Below are 17,416 nucleotides of genomic sequence, written 5' to 3' on the forward strand. Positions count from 1 at the left end.
ATAAAGGGAACATATGCGATTTTCAGGGTGGTCGCAAGTGCCGCCCCTACCCGGCATCGACCCCGCATTTCAGCAATGATAGGCTTGGTAATCGCGGCATTTACGCTTAGAAGCGTGACAGGAATTATCTCAAAAAGAGTGCTCATGCCGCAAAACCCGCAAATCTATGTCGATGCCGATGCCTGCCCCGTGAAGCCGGAGATTCTCAAGGTGGCGGAGCGGCATGGGCTGGAAGTGACCTTCGTTGCCAATTCCGGTCTGCGCCCGTCGCGCGATCCCATGGTGAAAAACGTCATTGTTTCCGCCGGTTTCGACGCGGCGGACGACTGGATCGCCGATCATGCGGCCGAAAACGACATTGTCATCACCGCCGATGTGCCGCTGGCAGGCCGCTGCGTCGCCAAGGGTGCGCTGGTGACCGGGCCGACGGGCCGCGTTTTTGACCAGTCGAATATCGGGATGGCGACGGCGATGCGCGATCTTGGCGCGCATCTGCGCGAAACCGGTGAAAGCAAGGGATATAATGCGGCTTTTTCACCGCGTGACCGCTCCGCCTTTCTGGAGACGCTTGACCGTTTCTGCCGCCGTGTCAAAAAATGACGGCGCCAACGGAAAGGTGCCGCCCATGACCCCGGCCAATATGAAAAGCAACAGCTATCGCCGCCATCAACCTTTCGTCATTGCCTTTTTGGTCGGCGCCGTGAGCCTTGGCCTGGCGCTGGTTTTTGCGCCGCCGCTGGCGATCGAGATCGCGGCTGTTCTGTTCTTCCTGACCTATCTCACCCTGATTGCCTTTCGCCTGTCGGGCCTGACGGCGCAGCACCTTAAGGCCCATGCCGATAGCGACGATCTGCCTGCGGTCGCCATCATCGCCGTTACGCTGCTAGCCGTTGCCGTCGCGGTGGTATCGCTGTTTCAAGCTCTCAACCATACGGGCGAGACTGTCTGGACGCTGCTCATCGCCTTCGCGTCGGTTATCTTCGGCTGGCTGACCATCCACACCATGACCGCCCTGCATTACGCCCATCTTTACTGGCGGCCCGCCATGGTGGACGGCAAACGCCAGCATCGCGGCGGCATGGATTTTCCGGGCACGAAGGAACCCTGCGGTTACGACTTTCTCTATTTCGCCGTGGTGATCGGCATGACGGCGCAGACGTCGGATGTGGGGATAACCACGACCGCCATGCGCAAGGTCACGCTGCTGCACTCCATCGTTTCTTTCTTCTTCAATACGGTTCTTGTGGCGGCGGCGGTCAATGCAGCCGTTTCGCTTGCAGGCTAAACCGCAGAATTTCACAAGGAATGGCTTCATGAACATTATTTCGCAGAATACGGCCTTTGGCGGCATGCAGGGCGTATTTTCGCACACATCGGAAACCCTGAAATCTGAGATGAGCTTTGCGGTTTATGTGCCGCCGAAGGCGATCCATGAGCCCTGCCCTGTCCTGTGGTATCTTTCCGGCCTCACCTGCACCCATGCCAATGTCATGGAAAAGGGCGAATATCGCCGGATGGCCTCGGAACTCGGGCTGATCGTCGTCTGCCCGGATACCAGCCCGCGCGGCAATGACGTGCCAGATGAGCTGACCAACTGGCAGATGGGCAAGGGCGCCGGATTTTATCTCGATGCCACAGAAGAGCCCTGGTCCGAGCACTATCGGATGTACAGCTATGTGACGGAAGAACTGCCCGCACTCATCCGCCAGCATTTCCGTGCGGATATGAGCCGCCAGGGCATTTTTGGCCATTCGATGGGCGGCCATGGCGCTATGACCATTGCGCTCAAGAACCCCGAGCGTTTCAAGAGCTGCTCCGCCTTTGCGCCGATCGTGGCTCCCTCTTCGGCCGACTGGTCCGAGCCGGCGCTGGAAAAATACCTCGGTGCAGATAAGGCTGCATGGCGTCAATACGACGCCTGTGCGCTGGTCGAGGACGGCGCGCGTTTTCCCGAGTTCCTGATCGATCAGGGCAAAGCCGATAGTTTTCTCGAAAAGGGCCTGCGCCCCTGGCTGTTCGAGGAAGCGATCAAGGGCACGGATATCGGCCTGACGCTGCGCATGCATGAGCGCTACGACCACTCCTATTATTTCATTTCCACCTTCATGGATGACCATTTGAAGTGGCATGCGGAGCGGCTGGGATAAGGATGGAGAAGCGGGCTGGCGGCGCCCTGTAAGCGCCGCCGCTGCCGATTTAACCTGACATTACGGGATGCGGGCAATGACCTTGATCTCGAAATCGAAGCCGGCAAGCCAGTTGACGCCGACGGCCGTCCAGTTCGGGTAAGGCTTTTGGCTGAAAATCTCCTGCTTGACGGCCATGATCGTTCCGAACTGGTTTTGTGGGTCCGTGTGGAACGTCGTCACATCCACAATATCATCGAAGGTGCAGCCCGCCGCTGCAAGCGTGGCCTTGAGGTTTTCAAAGGCCAGCCGGACCTGACGTTCAAAATCAGGTTCGGGCGTTCCATCGGCACGGCTGCCGACCTGGCCGGAAACGAAAAGAAGATCACCGGATCGGATAGCTGCGGAATAGCCATGCTCCTCGTAAAGCGCATGCCTGTTAGCGGGGAAAATTGCTTCGCGTGCGGTCATTATGCATCTCTCTTTTGGCTGAGTGGTCATGGATGCCGAGAAGCGTTGCTCTTTTTAAAAGAGGCTTCGGACGCCCATTTACATACGTTGCGTATGTCAGATAGTTACATACGCGCCGCATGTCAATTCCATATACGCGACGTATGTAAATTGCACCGAAGATGCGCCTGATTGAAGCTTGAAATATTTCGGAAACTGAAATGCGGACGAATAGACGTCGCGCGTTCGCCTTTTGTGTCCTGCTTACGGAAACAGCGCCGTCGCCAGCGTTGTCGGGCCGGGCCGGCTGAGCCTGAATTCGCGGATCACGCGTTCGGCGACGCCATAGGCAAGTTCCTGCTCTATCGACTGATTGTCGAAGCTGACGACGGTGGCGGTGAATTTGGCCTCTGCGATCACCTCTCCCGTCGCGACGGCTGCGGCGCGGACGATGACCTTGGCTGACGCCCTTTCCCCGAACAGGAACGGGCCGCGTGCAACGGATGCGAGACGGATGGTCAGTACCACGCGCGGCCGCGTTTCTCCACGCGCCGTTGTTTTGATCGCATTCTGCACCTGCGCATGAATGGACTGCATCAGCGCCGGAGCGACATCCGGGCGTGCGGCGACGAATGCGCCGCGCACATCGTACAGCAGCCGGTCAGTATGGGTCGCTTCCGGTTCCAGCCTGAAAGACATGAGCGTGAAACACGCCAGCACAAGAATGCCAAGGCGTTTCAACGAGGTGGTCATGATCAGCGGCTCCCCTAACGTGAGGTAACCGCATATTCGGCCATCAGGGTTAGAAAAGCGTTAAGACGCGCTCTTGAGCGACTCCAGAACATTGAGTGCCGCGCGCATATCGACAAGCCTGACGGCGCGGCGCTCAAGCGCCTCCTCGTCCTCGCGCCATTGCTCGGCGGTCCAGTCCTCGTCCAGATGGGCGAGCGCCCAGGCTTCCTCCAGCGTCAACTCCCCTTCCGCCAGCGACAGCGCCAAAATGGCGGAGCCGGTCAGCGATGTCATGGTGTGGAGAGCGGCAAGCGCAATCGGCGTATCGTATTTCTTCAGCGTTACCGCAAAGGCCGCGATGGCTTCGCGCGGCTGGTCCTGATGCATCACGCCTTCAACGAGAATGAAGCGCGCTCCGAGCACATTGGCCGCCCAGTCCAGAACCGGATCCCAATGGTCCGTCTGCCGCGCAACCAGCGCTTCCGGATCGCCGGCGCGATAGCAGAGGAGATCGGAAGAGGAAAAACGAAGTATGTCCTCAAAAACAGCCTGGGTATCATTGGCGACGCCATCAATGGCCGTGTTCACATGCCGAGAAACGGGCATGACCACCGGATTCACCACTTCTTTCTGGGCATCCCACTCGTCGCGAAGCAGTTCCGCCAGCGGACGCGTCGGGACGGTCAGCGGCTTCTTGGCAGGAGTGCGCAGCGGCTTGCCATCGAGAAGGATGGTAAAGCCGCCCTCCTCCGCCTCGCCGACGGTGACATCTTTATAGAACCGCTTCGGCAGAGGTTTCTGCATCTGGATCTGCGCGCGCAGGATCGGGTCGGGATGGCTCAGGCCCTCCGAAAGGTCGTTCAGGAGATCACGCATGGCACGTCCTCGTCAGTCGGATAGAAAGGTTATTCAAGAATATCGGCCGGAACATAGGCCGGAATTTCGCGCGGGTGGCTGACGACCGCATCGGCGCCTGCCTTCCAGAGATCGTCGACCGAGGCATAACCCCAGGCAACGCCGATTGCTTTCGCGCCGGCGGCCTTGGCCATCTGCATGTCGTAGATCGCATCGCCGATAACGACAGTATCGGCCGGAACCATGCCGGTTTCATGGCAGCATTCCATCACCATGGCCGGATGCGGCTTTGAGGGGCAATCATCCGCCGTGCGCGAAACGATGAAGTGATCGGCAAGGCCGTGGGTCTGCAGGATATGGGTAAGACCGCGACGACCCTTGCCTGTCACCGCGCCGATCAGCACATCGTCGCGTTTCGAAAGCGTATCGATCAGCGTGGCGATACCGTCGAAAAGCGGTACGGTCATTTCCGGCCGCTCCCGCAGGGGATGATAGAGTTCCCTGTAACGTTCCGTCATCGCCTTCGCTTCATCATCCACATGCGCCTTGCCCAGCATGCGGGCGATGGCGATATCCAGCGTCAGGCCAATGATCGCCTTGGTTTCGGAGATATCGGGGCGCGGTTTGCCGAAATCAGCGAAAGTATCTGACATGACGGCATGGATCAGGCCGGCGCTATCCACCAGCGTTCCGTCGCAATCGAAAAGAACCAGTTTCATGGGCTGTCAGTCTTCCCTGTCGCCATCGGCCACGTCGAGACCGAGCAGGTTCCAGGTCTGGACCATATGCGGCGGCAAGGGTGCGCTGACCCGAAGCCGGCCGCCATTCGGATGCGGAATGTCGATATGGCGCGCATGCAGATGCAGGCGCTTCTGGATGCCGCCCGGGAAATCCCAGTTCGGATCGTCGATGTAATATTTGGGATCGCCGATGATCGGGTGACCCATATGCAGGGCGTGCACGCGAAGCTGATGGGTGCGGCCGGTATAGGGTTCCATCTCCAGCCAGGCGAGGTTCTGCGCGGCGGTATCGATGACGCGGTAATAGGAAACGGCGTGATCGGCCCCCTCCTCGCCGTGCTTGGCGATACGCATGCGATCGCCATCCATGGTCTGTTCCTTGACCAGCCAGGTGGAAATCTTGTCCTGGTGCTTGCGCGGCACGCCCTTGACCAGCGCCCAATAGGTCTTCTTGGTATCGCGTTCGCGGAAGGCGGCAGTCAGCTTCTGTGCAGCACCGCGGGTGCGTGCAACCACAAGCACGCCCGACGTATCGCGGTCGAGGCGGTGCACCAGACGCGGCTTTTCGCCCTTCTGATTGGTCCAGGCTTCCAGCAGCCCGTCAATATGGCGGGTAACGCCGGAGCCGCCCTGCACGGCAATGCCGGCCGGCTTGTTGAAAACGAAGACCTTGTCGTCCTCATGCAGGAGCATGCGCGCCAGGAGCTCGCCGTCTTCGGAATGTTTGAGGTCTTTCGATCCGATCGGGCCACTCTTGACCTTGAGATCGGAATCGACCGGCGGTACGCGCACCATCTGTCCCGGCTGCACGCGTGCATCCGTCTTCACCCGGCCGCCATCCACACGCACCTGGCCGGAGCGCAGAAGCTTCTGCAACTGCCCGAAACCAAGTCCCGGATAATGAATCTTGAACCAGCGATCGAGGCGCATACCGGCCTCGTCGGCCCCGACCTTGATATGCTCGATACCTGCCATGAAATTTCCAGTCTTTCTGTCCTGATCGCGCGCCCTATTCGTCGGCGCGCCGTTTGGACCAAGCCTTTAGAACAAACTGCGGCCCAAGGCCAGCCCGGCGAAAACAGCCGCGATGGAAACAGCAAGGCTTGCAAGCACGTAAACCGCCGATAGCCCGAGCGCGCCGCGTTCGAACAGCGCGACCGCATCGAGCGAGAAGGACGAGAATGTGGTGAACCCGCCGAGCACGCCGGTGACGAGAAACAGGCGCATTTCCATCGAGGCGTTCAGCCGGCGCGCCACAAGCTCGACCAGCAGACCGATCAGGAAAGATCCGACCACATTGACGGCAAGGGTTCCCCAAGGAAAATTCGGTCCGGCCAACCGCATGCTCCAGACCCCGACCAGATAACGGAACACGGAACCGATTGCGCCGCCTGCAGCGACAAGGGCGATATTGATCATGGGGAATGTGTCTCCGGAAGAAATCGTCGGACCGGACGGTCCAGGACATTTTTAGACCATGGGAACCGCTGGCGAAACCCCTTTGCCCGGCGCTTTGGGCTGTTAAAATACGATTAAATTGCAGCTGTGCGATTTAGCCTTCCAACAATGGGCAACTGTTAATCTCCGGTTTTTCAGGGTCGGCGAAGATGGCCGGAGGTTCGATGACACAGGTTCTTTCTGTTTCCGCAAATACTGCGGCCTATGCGCTGGAGGCCATGAAGCCGCCGCAACGCGTGCCGCGCAAGAGCGAGGTTGAAGAGGCCATTCACGAACTGGCGCGCAAGGCCGAAAACGGCGACGATTTCCAGCTCAGGGGCCTGATGACGACGATCAAGCCGCCGGCCCTCACCCTCTATTTCCTGATAGCAAGCAGCCAGCGCCAGGAGCCACAGGCGACACTCGAGCAGGCCGTGGAGGCCTACGAGGAAAACAGCTTCACATCAAAATCTGAAAGTAATTTATAGATCAAGTGGATATATATATATTTTAATGTAATTTATTCAGTTTTTCGCCATATAGGCGGAGCCTTCGCATTCAGCCTGGTGTCAGACTGATCTTCTAGAGATTTGCGACCGAGTTCCGGAAAATCACGTGGGCAGATGTACCCTGCTTTTCCGCCACGGCGCTGAAGAACAAACACGACAGATGAAAATTTGCGGCTACCGGACCTGTCACGCGTTCCGGTAGCCGTTTTTCATCGGTCAATTATGCTGGTGGTCGCCGCCGCCCTTGGCTGCGCCTGCGGACAGCACGATCTCCACCTTGCCCGCCTTTTCGAAGATGAGCGTTACCGGCACCTTGTCGCCTTCGGCAAAGGGCTTCTTCACATCGAAGAACATCATGTGCAGGCCGCCGGGCTTCAGCTCCACCGTCTGGCCGGCGGGAATGACGATGCCGTCATCCAACTTGCGCATTTTCATGACGTCATTGACCATAGCCATCTCGTGGATTTCAGCACGTCCGGCGGACGACGATTCAACGCCGATCAGCTTGTCGTCGCTATCGCCGGTATTCTTGATCGTCACGTATCCACCGCCCACCGGCTGGCCCGGCAGCATGGCCTTGGTCGTTCCCTCCGACACTTCGAGGCTGCCGGCCTTCACGACATCCATATCCATGGCGGAGTGATCATGGCCGCCGGCATGTGCAGCCTTTGCGGCAACGCGAATGGTGGGAGCGGGACTTTTCAGGGAATGCGGATCGACGCCGGCCGCTGCCACTTCGTCCCAGGCAACCTTGCCCTTGTCGCCGCAGAGCTGTGTTACCTTGAATGGCAGGTCCTGCCCCGCCTCAATACCGGAGATTTTTCCCTGCACGGAGAAGGTGTCGTAGAATTCATCCGGCAGGTTGCCGCCCTTCCAGCGGATTTCGACCGGTCCGCTTTTAATCTCCTTGCCGTGGTTCTTGTAGGCCTTCTGGTAGTCTCCCTTGATGACCTCCAGTTCCCAGCCGGCCTTGGGCTGGGGCTTCGCGGCAATGAATCCTTCCGGCAGCTTGATCTGAACTTCGGTGGTGGCGAGCCCGCCTTCGCAGCCATGCGGAACCTGGAGGGCGGCAACGACGGTGCTTTCCTGTTCGGCCGAACCGTCAACGAATGTGGCATGGGCGAAAGCCTGCGAGGTCGAAACCGAGGCGACGAAAAGGCTGCAGGTGATGATCTTGGTGGTTTTCATTTGCTTGTCCCTGCGGCTGCTATCCCTCTGGGTCCGCGCAGCCGCTCCGTGCCGCCAAAGGCGGCGATGATCCCGTAAAACGAAAAATCAGGCGGACAGGGACGGCGGGCCGCGCGCGGCGGGCTTCTGGATCGTCAGCACGGAGCGGAAGCTCCATTCCGCAGGCAGGCGGTTGTCGAGCCAGGCAAATTCCGTCTTCAGCCAGCCAGCCGTATCGGGCATCGGCAGAAGAATGGACGAGGCGAGCAGGCAGGCCTCGCAAAAAAGGATGGCGTCGCCGGAATGGGCGGGGCCTTCCTTGTTATGGGAAGCATTGACGCCGTTGCCATGGCCAAGGCAGATTTCCGCGAAGGTGCCGTCCGGCAGCCGGTAACTCTCATCCAGCGCAACGGCGGGTGCTGCGGCAAGTGCCGGCTTGTGGGCAAAACCGAGGGACAACATCAGGGTCGCGCAGAAAATGCGAAGCATTTTCTCCATCCCCATCAATCGTCGTGTTCGATTTGCATCCATGTTCTAGGCGATATCCCTGTTTCTCTCCGATTTCAAAGGGGAATTTTGCCGCAGGCCAGACCGTCGCAAGGGAACAATAGATGCCAGGCGGCATTTTCCTTCGGCAACCATCATTTCAATGGAGGCCCGACAATGCCAGCGAAATCGAAGGCCCAGCAGAAAGCGGCGGGCGCCGCACTGGCGGCCAAACGCGGAGAAACGAAGAAATCCAGTTTAAAAGGTGCTTCAAAAAGCATGGAGAAGTCCATGACAGAAAAGGAGCTTGAGGATTTCGCATCGACGAAACGCAAGGGCCTGCCTGAGAAAAAATCCGACTGAAGAAAGCCGCCAAGACCATCTGTCGTCCCAGATCGCTACGCCGATGGCGCAGATGGAGCAAGAATCTGTTCAGATGCGTCATTTGGTCCTTGCCAATAACGGGTCTTCGAAGATAATGAGCGTCGCATCACCGTTGGGAGAAACCGCTTCATTGCGGTGCCGAAGGAGCAACCGCCCCGGAAACTCTCAGGCAAAAGGACCAGCGGTGACGACGGAACTCTGGAGAGAAGCCACCTTTCATAAGGACGGCTCGCCGAAGGGATAACAATCTCAGGCGACAAGGACAGAGGGGGCTCTTGAACCGGTGCTTTGCGCCATGACCTGAGCCCGCGCGATATCTCGCGCAACCCTGGAGGCGTCCTTGGACGATACCGCCGCGCTGAAAACCACGCCGCTCCACTCCCTGCACATATCGCTTGGCGCCCGCATGGTGCCCTTTGCCGGTTACGACATGCCCGTGCAATATCCGGCGGGCGTTCTGAAGGAGCATCTCCAGACCCGCACCTCCGCCGGCCTCTTCGACGTGTCCCATATGGGCCAGGTGATCGTGAAGGCGAAGTCCGGCAACAATGAAGATGCCGCACGCGCGCTCGAAAAGCTGGTGCCGGTTGACATTCTCGGCCTCAAGGAAGGCCGCCAGCGCTACGGTTTCTTCACCGACGAAAATGGTGGCATTCTGGATGATCTGATGATCACCAATCGCGGCGATCATCTTTTTGTCGTCGTCAACGCCGCCTGTAAGGATGCCGATGTCGCCCATATGAAGGCGCATCTTTCCGATGCCTGCGAGATAACGCTTCTCGATGACCGGGCGCTTATCGCGCTTCAGGGCCCGCGCGCTGAGGCCGTTCTGGCTGAACTCTGGGCCGGCGTCTCGGAAATGAAATTCATGGATGTGCAGGAAGTGCCGCTGCATGACGTGCCGTGCATCGTCTCGCGCTCCGGTTATTCCGGTGAAGACGGCTTTGAGATTTCCGTACCGGCCGACAAGGCCGAAGAAATTGCCAAAGCCCTGCTCGAACATCCCGATTGCGATGCCATCGGGCTTGGTGCGCGCGACAGCCTGCGCCTCGAAGCCGGCCTTTGTCTCTACGGCAACGATATCGACACTACGACCTCCCCCATCGAAGCCTCGCTCGAATGGGCGATCCAGAAAGCGCGCCGCGCCGGTGGAGACCGCGAGGGCGGTTTTCCTGGCGCGGAGCGTATTCTCGGCGAACTGAAAGACGGCACATCGCGCCGCCGCGTCGGCCTGAAGCCAGAAGGCAAGGCGCCGGTGCGCGGCCATTCGAAGCTGTTTGCGGATGCCGAAGGCAAGACGGAGATCGGTGAAGTGACCTCGGGCGGTTTCGGTCCCTCGGTCGAAGGTCCCGTCGCCATGGGTTACGTGCCTGTTTCCCACGCTGCTCCCGGTACGGCGATTTTCGCGGAAGTGCGCGGCAAATATCTGCCCGTCACCGTCGCCGCCCTGCCCTTCATCAAGCCCACCTATAAACGATAATCTTCATCCCATCTCCGGAGAGAATACGATGCTGAAATTTACCGCAGAACACGAATGGCTGAAGTTCGAAGGCGATATCGCCACCGTTGGCATCACCAGCCACGCCGCTGAACAGCTTGGCGATCTCGTTTTCGTCGAATTGCCGGAAGTGGGCGCCACCTTCTCCAAGAATGGCGACGCGGCGACCGTGGAATCCGTCAAGGCGGCTTCCGATGTCTATTGTCCGCTGGATGGCGAAGTGGTGGAAATCAACCAGGCCATCGTTGATGATCCCTCGCTCGTCAATTCCGACCCGCAGGGCGCCGGCTGGTTCTTCAAGCTGAAACTCTCCAATCCGGCCGATGCCGAGACGCTGCTCGATGAAGCAGCCTACAAGGAGCTGATCGCGTAATGACGACGCCCACCGAATTCCATTTCACCGACTATCAGCCCTATGATTTCGCCAACCGGCGTCACATCGGGCCGTCGCCGTCGGAAATGGCCGAGATGCTGAAGGTCGTCGGCTATAAGAGCCTCGATGCCCTGATCGACGCCACCGTTCCCTCCTCCATCCGCCAGAAGGTGCCGCTGACCTGGGGTGCCGCGCTGACCGAACGCGAGGCGCTCGACCGCCTGCGTGAGACGGCCAACAAGAACCAGGTTCTGACCTCGCTGATCGGCCAGGGCTATTACGGCACCATCACGCCGCCGGTCATCCAGCGCAATATTCTGGAAAACCCGGCCTGGTACACGGCCTATACGCCCTATCAGCCGGAAATCAGCCAGGGCCGTCTTGAGGCGCTGCTGAACTACCAGACCATGGTCTGCGATCTGACCGGTCTCGATGTTGCCAACGCATCGCTGCTCGATGAAGCGACGGCGGCTGCCGAAGCCATGGCGATGTGCCAGCGCGTCGCCAAATCCAAGGCGACCGCCTTCTTCGTTGACGCCAATTGCCATCCGCAGACCATTGCGCTGATCGAGACCCGCGCGGCCCCGCTCGGCTGGAAGGTGATTGTCGGCAACCCCTTTACTGATCTCGACCCGGTCGATGTGTTCGGTGCGATCTTCCAGTATCCGGGCACCCACGGCCATGTCAGCGATTTCTCCGGCCTGATTTCCCGCCTGCACCAGACGGGCGCGATTGCCGCCGTCGCTGCCGATCTTCTGGCGCTGACGCTTCTGAAGTCGCCCGGTGAAATGGGCGCTGACATCGCCATCGGCACCTCGCAGCGCTTCGGCGTTCCGGTTGGTTACGGCGGTCCGCACGCGGCTTACATGGCCGTCAAGGATGCGCATAAGCGCTCCATGCCCGGCCGTCTGGTCGGCGTTTCGGTCGATGCGCGCGGCAACCGCTCCTATCGCCTGTCGCTGCAGACACGCGAACAGCATATCCGCCGCGAAAAGGCGACGTCGAACATCTGCACGGCGCAGGTGCTGCTGGCCGTCATGGCCTCCATGTACGGCGTCTTCCACGGCCCGCAGGGCATCAAGGCGATCGCCCAGCAGACCCACCAGAAGGCCGTTCTGATGGCCAAGGGGCTGGAAAAGCTCGGCTACACCATCGAGCCGGAAACCTTCTTCGACACCATCACCGTTGAAGTCGGCCATATGCAGGGCGTCATCCTGCGCTCGGCCGTTGCGGAAGGCGTGAACCTTCGCAAGGTCGGTGCGACCAAGATCGGCATGAGCCTTGACGAGCGCACGCGCCCGGCAACGCTTGAGGCGGTCTGGCGCGCTTTCGGCGGCAATTTCTCGATCTCGGATTTCGAGCCGGAATATCGTCTGCCGAAGGAACTGCTGCGCACCAGCCAGTACATGACGCATCCGATCTTCCACATGAACCGTGCCGAAAGCGAGATGACCCGTTACATCCGCCGTCTTTCGGACCGTGATCTGGCGCTCGACCGCTCGATGATCCCGCTCGGTTCCTGCACCATGAAGCTGAACGCAACTGCGGAAATGCTGCCGATCACCTGGCCGGAATTTTCCGACATCCATCCCTTCGTGCCGGCCAATCAGGCGCTCGGTTACAAGGAGATGATCGACGATCTCTCGGAAAAACTGTGCTCGGTCACCGGCTACGATGCCTTCTCCATGCAACCGAATTCCGGCGCGCAGGGGGAATATGCCGGGCTTCTGACCATCCGCAACTATCACCTTGCCAATGGCGGCACACACCGTGACGTCTGCCTCATTCCGACGTCGGCGCATGGCACCAATCCTGCCTCGGCGCAGATGGTCGGCATGAAAGTGGTGCCCGTCAAAGTGCGGGACAATGGTGACATCGATATCGATGATTTCCGTGCAAAAGCAGAGCAGTATCAAGAAAACCTCTCGTGCTGCATGATCACGTACCCATCCACCCACGGCGTGTTCGAGGAGACGGTTCGCGAGATTTGCGAAATCACCCATAAGCATGGTGGACAGGTCTATCTGGACGGTGCCAACATGAACGCCATGGTCGGTCTCGCCCGCCCCGGCGATATCGGTTCGGACGTTTCGCATCTCAACCTGCACAAGACCTTCTGCATTCCGCATGGCGGCGGTGGCCCCGGCATGGGACCGATCGGTGTCAAGGCGCATCTTGCTCCCTATCTGCCCGGCCATCCGGCGACGGACGGTCGTGAGGGTGCGGTGTCTGCTGCCCCGTTCGGCTCGCCATCGATCCTGCCGATTTCGTGGAGCTATTGCCTGATGATGGGCGGCGAAGGGCTGACGCAGGCGACCAAGGTGGCGATCCTCAACGCCAACTATATCGCCGAGCGGCTGAAGGGTGCGTACGACGTGCTCTACAAGTCCGAAACCGGCCGCGTGGCGCATGAGTGCATTATAGATACCCGCCCGCTGGCAGATAGCTGCGGCGTGACGGTGGACGATGTCGCAAAGCGCCTCATCGACTGCGGTTTCCACGCGCCGACCATGAGCTGGCCGGTTGCCGGCACGCTGATGATCGAGCCGACGGAATCCGAAACCAAGGCGGAAATCGACCGTTTCTGCGATGCCATGCTGGCGATCCGCGAGGAAGCCCGCGACATCGAGGAAGGCCGCGCGGACAAGACCAACAACCCGCTGAAGAACGCACCGCACACGGTGGAAGACCTCGTTGGTGAATGGGATCGTCCCTATAGCCGCGAAAAGGGCTGCTTCCCGCCCGGCGCGTTCCGCATCGACAAATACTGGTCGCCGGTCAACCGCATCGACAATGTCTATGGCGACCGCAACCTCATCTGCACCTGCCCGCCGATGGAGGCTTATGCCGAAGCGGCTGAGTAAACTTCGTTTCGCTCAAGACAAAAGCCCGGATCGCTCCGGGCTTTTTTATGTCGACACATAGATAATCATTCTTGAAATCAATTATTTATCATTTTTCCTGGCTCGCCTCGAAACTTCGAGGAGCCGGCTTCCGTCTCTTGTGTCGCTACGGATCACCGATAGCGGCCACCGAAAGAAGTGCCTTTCGGGGTTTGGAAGTCACCAAGGAGGAATAACGATGTACAACGTTTCTGTTCGCGTCCTGACGCTGGCCGCAGCTCTTTCCATCGGCATGGTTTCCGCTTATGCCGCGAACCCCAAAGTTGGCGGCGCCGCAATGTTCGAGGACAAGAACATCGTTGAAAATGCGATGAACTCGAAAGACCATACAACGCTTGTCGCAGCGGTCAAGGCTGCCGGGCTTGTCGAAACACTTCAGGGAAAGGGCCCGTTCACGGTGTTCGCACCAACCAACGAGGCTTTTGCGGCCCTTCCGAAGGGTGCGGTCGATGATCTTCTGAAGCCCGAGAACAAGGAGAAGCTGGTCAAGGTGCTGACCTGCCATGTGGTTGCCGCCAATGCACTGTCACCCGCCATCGAAAAGATGATCAAGGACGACAAAGGTGAGCATGACGTTAAGACCGTCGGCGGCTGCGTTCTCAAGGCCAAGGAGAGCATGGGAAAAATCACGTTGACGGACGAGAATGGTACGGTTGCCCACGTCACCATCGCCGACGTCAAACAATCCAATGGCGTCATTCATGTCATCGACAAGGTGTTGCTGCCGAAGATGTAATATAACGAAACGGCAGGCGACTGGCACATGCAGAGGCCCGGATCGCTCCGGGCCTTTTCCGTTACAGCAGCAACGTTTCGCGGCCTCTTCACACACGATTGATCGTCACGCCTTCCATGCTAGAACGGATACCACAATCAAGCGGCGATGGAGTGGGAATGCGTGTGATTTGCCTGAATGGTTGGGGCGGAAAGCTTCATGACGAGATTGTTCCCTATATCTCCTCATCCGATCCCGATATTCTTTGCCTGCAGGAGGTGGTGCACACGCCGACTGCCTTTGAGGACTGGCTGAGCTACCGCGATCACGGCATCGACCTGCCGCAAAGGGCAAACTTCTTCCACGAAATCGCCGAGGCCTTGCCGGATCACCTGGCGATCTTCTGTCCGGCGGCGCAGGGTGATCTCTGGCACGGCGAGATTAGATATCCTTCCCAATGGGGGCTGGCGACCTTTGTGCGCAAATCCATGGCCGTCGTTGCGCAGGCGCAAGGGTTCGTGCACGGGACTTTTTCCGCAGACGGATATGGTGATCATCCACGGTCGCGCACTGGCCACGCCGTCAGGGTTTTCGACTTCACCACCGGTCAGCCGGCCGTCATCGCCCATATGCACGGATTGCGCGACCTCAGCGGCAAACACAATATCCCCGCCCGTCTAGCGCAGGCGAAACGCCTCGTACAACTTGTCAAAAACATTGCTGAGGATGGCGACCGGATCATCGTCTGCGGTGATTTTAATGTCCTGCCTGACAGCGAGACCTTCACTGTGCTGAAGGAACTGGATCTCACCGAACTCGTCACGACACGCGGCTTTACTGACACCCGGACCTCACATTATGCCAAAGCGAACCGTTATGCGGATTACATGCTGGTCAATCCAGCCGTGCAGATCGATCGTTTCGATGTGGTGAGGCAGCCGGAAGTTTCGGACCATTGCCCCCTGCTGCTCGAATTCCACTAGAAACCCGAGCCGCCCATCCGTCATTGTCTCACCGCTGACTTAGCGAACGAGCCGGATATCGCTCGTCACCACCGTCTTGCCGGTCCTGCCGTCCTTATCGGTGGTGCGCAGCCGCAGACCGTTGGCTCCAATCTTTTCAATGGTCATGGCAGCAATGCGATCGCCGTTGATATCCCGGTTCCATCGCACTGTCAGATTTATGGCGTTTCCCTGTCTTGTGCCGGAAAGTGCGGATGGGCGCCCGGAAGGCCCGGTATAGGCGCCACTGTAGCGTCCGCCCTTCTCCGACAGATCGGCAGCGATTGCCCGCCTGACCACGAGAAGACCGCGGCAAGTGCCTGACATGTTGAGCGACGATGCCCCCGCATTGGAGTTCAGTGTGCAACTCACATTGATCGGCGGCGTGCCTATCCGGGTAATCACGGTTCCCTTGCCTGCCCATGTGCCTTTCAGCGATGAGAGAAATGCGCGTTCGTCCGCATGTGCGGGCTGCGTGCCGAGCAATGCGGCCGAAAATAAAACTGCAAAAACCTTGATCTTCATGGCGCGTATCCGTTTTTCCACGAAGACTAACTCACGAGTACCGTTAAACGTTCCTCCAGCCGACTTTGCAGCGACCAAAAACATCTAGGATTTATCGTCATGTCGTGCCAATGCAACCAAATGCGGGCACAGATGTTTTTCGCCAGCCTCAATTAATTCCCATTCCCTCTTGCATATTTTTCGGAGCATATTTCATGACGACAATCGGCGTTTCGGCACCACCCGGCGGACTTCCTTCCGGTGGCTTGCCGCGTAGCGGTGGTATCTCAGACCGCACGCTTTTTGCCCTTGCAGCGCTGAATTTTTTCCTTGCCGATGCCCGTGACGGCCTCGGGCCGTTTCTGGATGCATTTCTGGCGACACAGGGCTGGTCTTCGCTTTCGTTGGGCATGATCGCCACGGTCGGTGGCCTCGTCGGTCTGCTTGCCACACCGCTCTGCGGCGCGCTGGTGGATGGCACGACGTGGAAACGAACGCTGATTGCCATCCCCGTTGTTCTCGTGACAGTCGGGGCGTTGATCACGCTGATCTTTCCGGATGTTTGGATCGTCTGGACAGGCCAGATCATGACGGCGGTGGTTGGCGCAGTTGTCGGTCCCGCGCTTGCCGGCCTCACACTCGGCCTTGTCGGCGAGCGACTGTTTTCCCACCAGATTTCGCGTAATGAATTCTGGAACCACGGTGGTAATTTTGCGTCGCTTTTCGCGACTTATGTGGTCGTAACGTTCTTCGGCATGCACGGGATCATCGGTCTGATGCTGCTGACTGCTGCAGGCGCCCTGCTCGCTACGGCGGCCATTGATCCCGGTATGATTGATCACAAGGTTGCGCGTGGCCTTGCCGAAGACAAGGGAGAGCCGGGACCGTCCGGCATCAGGGTGCTGCTGCACGAACGCGGGCTGATCTTTCTCGCCATCATTCTGCTCGTTTTCCACTTCGGCAACGCGCCGATGGGCAGGTTGATCGCGCAGGATTTCGCCATCGAACTGCAGACGCCCTTCCGCACCACCGCCATCATTACCGGCGTCGCGCAATTCGCGATGATCTTCGTCGCCGCAATGGCCCCATGGCTGATACGCCGTTTCGGTCTCTCGACCGTTTTCATCATCGCGCTGATCGCGTTGCCGATACGCGGTCTCCTCGCCTCGGCCTTTTCGGATTTCTGGGTGATCTTCCCGGTGCAGTTTCTCGATGGCGTTGGCGCGGGCCTGCTCGGCATCGTCACCCCGGTTGCTGTGGAGAGGATTTTGAAAGGCACCGGTCGTTTTAATGTCGGCCTTGCCAGCGTCATGATGGTTCAGGGTATCGGCGCATCGTTCAGCAATGTCGTCGCAGGCTGGCTGGTGACGAAGGGCGGTTATTCGCTGTCGCATCTCGTCGGCGGCGGCATTGCCGCTATCGCCATCGGGCTTTTTCTTCTCTATCGCAACGAAATAGCCCCGAAACAGGATGACGACGCCGCCTCTCAACACCGGCACTGAAGGCGCAAACAAAAAGGAGGCCTGACGGCCTCCT

General features: G+C 59.0%; 20 protein-coding genes and 1 riboswitch. Of the genes, 11 read left to right on the forward strand and 9 right to left on the reverse strand.

The window, feature by feature from the left end; translation table 11 throughout:
• Positions 1-144: 144 nt before the first annotated feature.
• From PIB16_RS18205 to fghA, 3 genes are read left to right on the forward strand one after another with little or no spacing between them, the layout of a single operon-like run.
• On the forward strand, positions 145-600 hold the full coding sequence (locus tag PIB16_RS18205; RefSeq protein WP_080852077.1) for a YaiI/YqxD family protein: 456 nt from the start codon (positions 145-147) through the stop codon (positions 598-600).
• A 25-nt stretch (positions 601-625) separates the two neighbouring features.
• On the forward strand, positions 626-1,285 hold the full coding sequence (locus PIB16_RS18210) for a DUF1345 domain-containing protein (protein WP_003523623.1): 660 nt from the start codon (positions 626-628) through the stop codon (positions 1,283-1,285).
• A gap of 28 nt (positions 1,286-1,313) precedes the next feature.
• A complete protein-coding gene (gene fghA, locus PIB16_RS18215; protein ID WP_271046117.1) occupies positions 1,314-2,147 on the forward strand; it encodes an S-formylglutathione hydrolase in 834 nt (277 codons plus the stop codon).
• Positions 2,148-2,207: 60 nt separating this feature from the next.
• On the opposite strand, the gene PIB16_RS18220 is transcribed toward fghA, so the two are convergent.
• The 6 genes from PIB16_RS18220 to crcB form a co-directional block, all read right to left on the reverse strand.
• Positions 2,208-2,597, reverse strand: a complete 390-nt coding sequence (locus tag PIB16_RS18220; protein WP_065655414.1) for a RidA family protein — start codon at positions 2,595-2,597, stop codon at positions 2,208-2,210.
• A gap of 243 nt (positions 2,598-2,840) precedes the next feature.
• A complete protein-coding gene (locus PIB16_RS18225; RefSeq protein ID WP_271046118.1) occupies positions 2,841-3,329 on the reverse strand; it encodes a hypothetical protein in 489 nt (162 codons plus the stop codon).
• A gap of 60 nt (positions 3,330-3,389) precedes the next feature.
• Positions 3,390-4,184, reverse strand: coding sequence for an ATP12 family chaperone protein (locus PIB16_RS18230; RefSeq protein ID WP_271046119.1), 795 nt, complete (start codon positions 4,182-4,184; stop codon positions 3,390-3,392).
• Between the two features lie 29 nt (positions 4,185-4,213).
• On the reverse strand, positions 4,214-4,882 hold the full coding sequence (locus tag PIB16_RS18235; protein WP_065655411.1) for an HAD family hydrolase: 669 nt from the start codon (positions 4,880-4,882) through the stop codon (positions 4,214-4,216).
• Positions 4,883-4,888: 6 nt separating this feature from the next.
• A complete protein-coding gene (locus PIB16_RS18240; RefSeq protein WP_035264040.1) occupies positions 4,889-5,878 on the reverse strand; it encodes an RluA family pseudouridine synthase in 990 nt (329 codons plus the stop codon).
• A gap of 66 nt (positions 5,879-5,944) precedes the next feature.
• Positions 5,945-6,322, reverse strand: a complete 378-nt coding sequence (gene crcB / locus PIB16_RS18245; protein ID WP_003523608.1) for a fluoride efflux transporter CrcB — start codon at positions 6,320-6,322, stop codon at positions 5,945-5,947.
• A gap of 203 nt (positions 6,323-6,525) precedes the next feature.
• On the opposite strand from crcB, the gene PIB16_RS18250 reads away from it, so the two are divergent.
• On the forward strand, positions 6,526-6,828 hold the full coding sequence (locus PIB16_RS18250; RefSeq protein WP_065655458.1) for a hypothetical protein: 303 nt from the start codon (positions 6,526-6,528) through the stop codon (positions 6,826-6,828).
• Between the two features lie 237 nt (positions 6,829-7,065).
• Here PIB16_RS18250 and PIB16_RS18255 read toward each other — a convergent pair whose 3' ends face one another.
• A complete protein-coding gene (locus tag PIB16_RS18255) occupies positions 7,066-8,037 on the reverse strand; it encodes a copper chaperone PCu(A)C (protein WP_080856335.1) in 972 nt (323 codons plus the stop codon).
• 87 nt (positions 8,038-8,124) lie between these two features.
• On the reverse strand, positions 8,125-8,505 hold the full coding sequence (locus tag PIB16_RS18260) for a hypothetical protein (RefSeq protein WP_080857013.1): 381 nt from the start codon (positions 8,503-8,505) through the stop codon (positions 8,125-8,127).
• 174 nt (positions 8,506-8,679) lie between these two features.
• On the opposite strand from PIB16_RS18260, the gene PIB16_RS18265 reads away from it, so the two are divergent.
• The 6 genes from PIB16_RS18265 to PIB16_RS18290 all read left to right on the forward strand — a co-directional run bounded on the left by PIB16_RS18265 (position 8,680) and on the right by PIB16_RS18290 (position 15,358).
• Complete coding sequence (locus tag PIB16_RS18265; RefSeq protein ID WP_065655407.1) at positions 8,680-8,865, forward strand: DUF3008 family protein; 186 nt, start codon at positions 8,680-8,682, stop codon at positions 8,863-8,865.
• Between the two features lie 124 nt (positions 8,866-8,989).
• Positions 8,990-9,077: riboswitch (glycine riboswitch) on the forward strand.
• Positions 9,078-9,226: 149 nt separating this feature from the next.
• A complete protein-coding gene (gene gcvT, locus PIB16_RS18270; protein WP_271046120.1) occupies positions 9,227-10,366 on the forward strand; it encodes a glycine cleavage system aminomethyltransferase GcvT in 1,140 nt (379 codons plus the stop codon).
• Between the two features lie 28 nt (positions 10,367-10,394).
• Complete coding sequence (gene gcvH, locus PIB16_RS18275; protein WP_271046121.1) at positions 10,395-10,757, forward strand: glycine cleavage system protein GcvH; 363 nt, start codon at positions 10,395-10,397, stop codon at positions 10,755-10,757.
• Positions 10,757-13,621 (forward strand): aminomethyl-transferring glycine dehydrogenase, encoded by a 2,865-nt coding sequence (gene gcvP / locus PIB16_RS18280; RefSeq protein WP_271046122.1) that lies wholly within the window; start codon positions 10,757-10,759, stop codon positions 13,619-13,621. Before gcvH ends, gcvP begins: the two co-directional genes overlap by 1 nt.
• Positions 13,622-13,838: 217 nt before the next feature.
• On the forward strand, positions 13,839-14,396 hold the full coding sequence (locus tag PIB16_RS18285) for a fasciclin domain-containing protein (RefSeq protein ID WP_065655403.1): 558 nt from the start codon (positions 13,839-13,841) through the stop codon (positions 14,394-14,396).
• A gap of 158 nt (positions 14,397-14,554) precedes the next feature.
• On the forward strand, positions 14,555-15,358 hold the full coding sequence (locus tag PIB16_RS18290) for an endonuclease/exonuclease/phosphatase family protein (protein WP_271046123.1): 804 nt from the start codon (positions 14,555-14,557) through the stop codon (positions 15,356-15,358).
• A 39-nt stretch (positions 15,359-15,397) separates the two neighbouring features.
• On the opposite strand, the gene PIB16_RS18295 is transcribed toward PIB16_RS18290, so the two are convergent.
• A complete protein-coding gene (locus PIB16_RS18295; RefSeq protein ID WP_080856330.1) occupies positions 15,398-15,901 on the reverse strand; it encodes a hypothetical protein in 504 nt (167 codons plus the stop codon).
• 194 nt (positions 15,902-16,095) lie between these two features.
• Between PIB16_RS18295 and PIB16_RS18300 the strand changes: the two genes are divergently transcribed.
• Positions 16,096-17,382 carry an MFS transporter gene (locus PIB16_RS18300; RefSeq protein ID WP_271046124.1) on the forward strand — a complete coding sequence of 429 codons (1,287 nt, stop codon included), beginning with the start codon at positions 16,096-16,098 and terminating at the stop codon, positions 17,380-17,382.
• Positions 17,383-17,416: the final 34 nt, after the last annotated feature.

This window comes from Agrobacterium sp. ST15.13.015, from assembly GCF_027871645.1.
GTDB lineage: Bacteria > Pseudomonadota > Alphaproteobacteria > Rhizobiales > Rhizobiaceae > Agrobacterium > Agrobacterium leguminum.

Coding starts and splice junctions, on each gene's coding strand:
- PIB16_RS18205 (WP_080852077.1), top strand. CDS start 145: ATGCCGCAAAACCCGCAAATCTATGTCGATGCCGATGCCTGCCCCGTG.
- PIB16_RS18210 (WP_003523623.1), top strand. CDS start 626: ATGACCCCGGCCAATATGAAAAGCAACAGCTATCGCCGCCATCAACCT.
- fghA (WP_271046117.1), top strand. CDS start 1,314: ATGAACATTATTTCGCAGAATACGGCCTTTGGCGGCATGCAGGGCGTA.
- PIB16_RS18220 (WP_065655414.1), bottom strand. CDS start 2,597: ATGACCGCACGCGAAGCAATTTTCCCCGCTAACAGGCATGCGCTTTAC.
- PIB16_RS18225 (WP_271046118.1), bottom strand. CDS start 3,329: ATGACCACCTCGTTGAAACGCCTTGGCATTCTTGTGCTGGCGTGTTTC.
- PIB16_RS18230 (WP_271046119.1), bottom strand. CDS start 4,184: ATGCGTGATCTCCTGAACGACCTTTCGGAGGGCCTGAGCCATCCCGAC.
- PIB16_RS18235 (WP_065655411.1), bottom strand. CDS start 4,882: ATGAAACTGGTTCTTTTCGATTGCGACGGAACGCTGGTGGATAGCGCC.
- PIB16_RS18240 (WP_035264040.1), bottom strand. CDS start 5,878: ATGGCAGGTATCGAGCATATCAAGGTCGGGGCCGACGAGGCCGGTATG.
- crcB (WP_003523608.1), bottom strand. CDS start 6,322: ATGATCAATATCGCCCTTGTCGCTGCAGGCGGCGCAATCGGTTCCGTG.
- PIB16_RS18250 (WP_065655458.1), top strand. CDS start 6,526: ATGACACAGGTTCTTTCTGTTTCCGCAAATACTGCGGCCTATGCGCTG.
- PIB16_RS18255 (WP_080856335.1), bottom strand. CDS start 8,037: ATGAAAACCACCAAGATCATCACCTGCAGCCTTTTCGTCGCCTCGGTT.
- PIB16_RS18260 (WP_080857013.1), bottom strand. CDS start 8,505: ATGCTTCGCATTTTCTGCGCGACCCTGATGTTGTCCCTCGGTTTTGCC.
- PIB16_RS18265 (WP_065655407.1), top strand. CDS start 8,680: ATGCCAGCGAAATCGAAGGCCCAGCAGAAAGCGGCGGGCGCCGCACTG.
- gcvH (WP_271046121.1), top strand. CDS start 10,395: ATGCTGAAATTTACCGCAGAACACGAATGGCTGAAGTTCGAAGGCGAT.
- gcvP (WP_271046122.1), top strand. CDS start 10,757: ATGACGACGCCCACCGAATTCCATTTCACCGACTATCAGCCCTATGAT.
- PIB16_RS18285 (WP_065655403.1), top strand. CDS start 13,839: ATGTACAACGTTTCTGTTCGCGTCCTGACGCTGGCCGCAGCTCTTTCC.
- PIB16_RS18290 (WP_271046123.1), top strand. CDS start 14,555: ATGCGTGTGATTTGCCTGAATGGTTGGGGCGGAAAGCTTCATGACGAG.
- PIB16_RS18295 (WP_080856330.1), bottom strand. CDS start 15,901: ATGAAGATCAAGGTTTTTGCAGTTTTATTTTCGGCCGCATTGCTCGGC.
- PIB16_RS18300 (WP_271046124.1), top strand. CDS start 16,096: ATGACGACAATCGGCGTTTCGGCACCACCCGGCGGACTTCCTTCCGGT.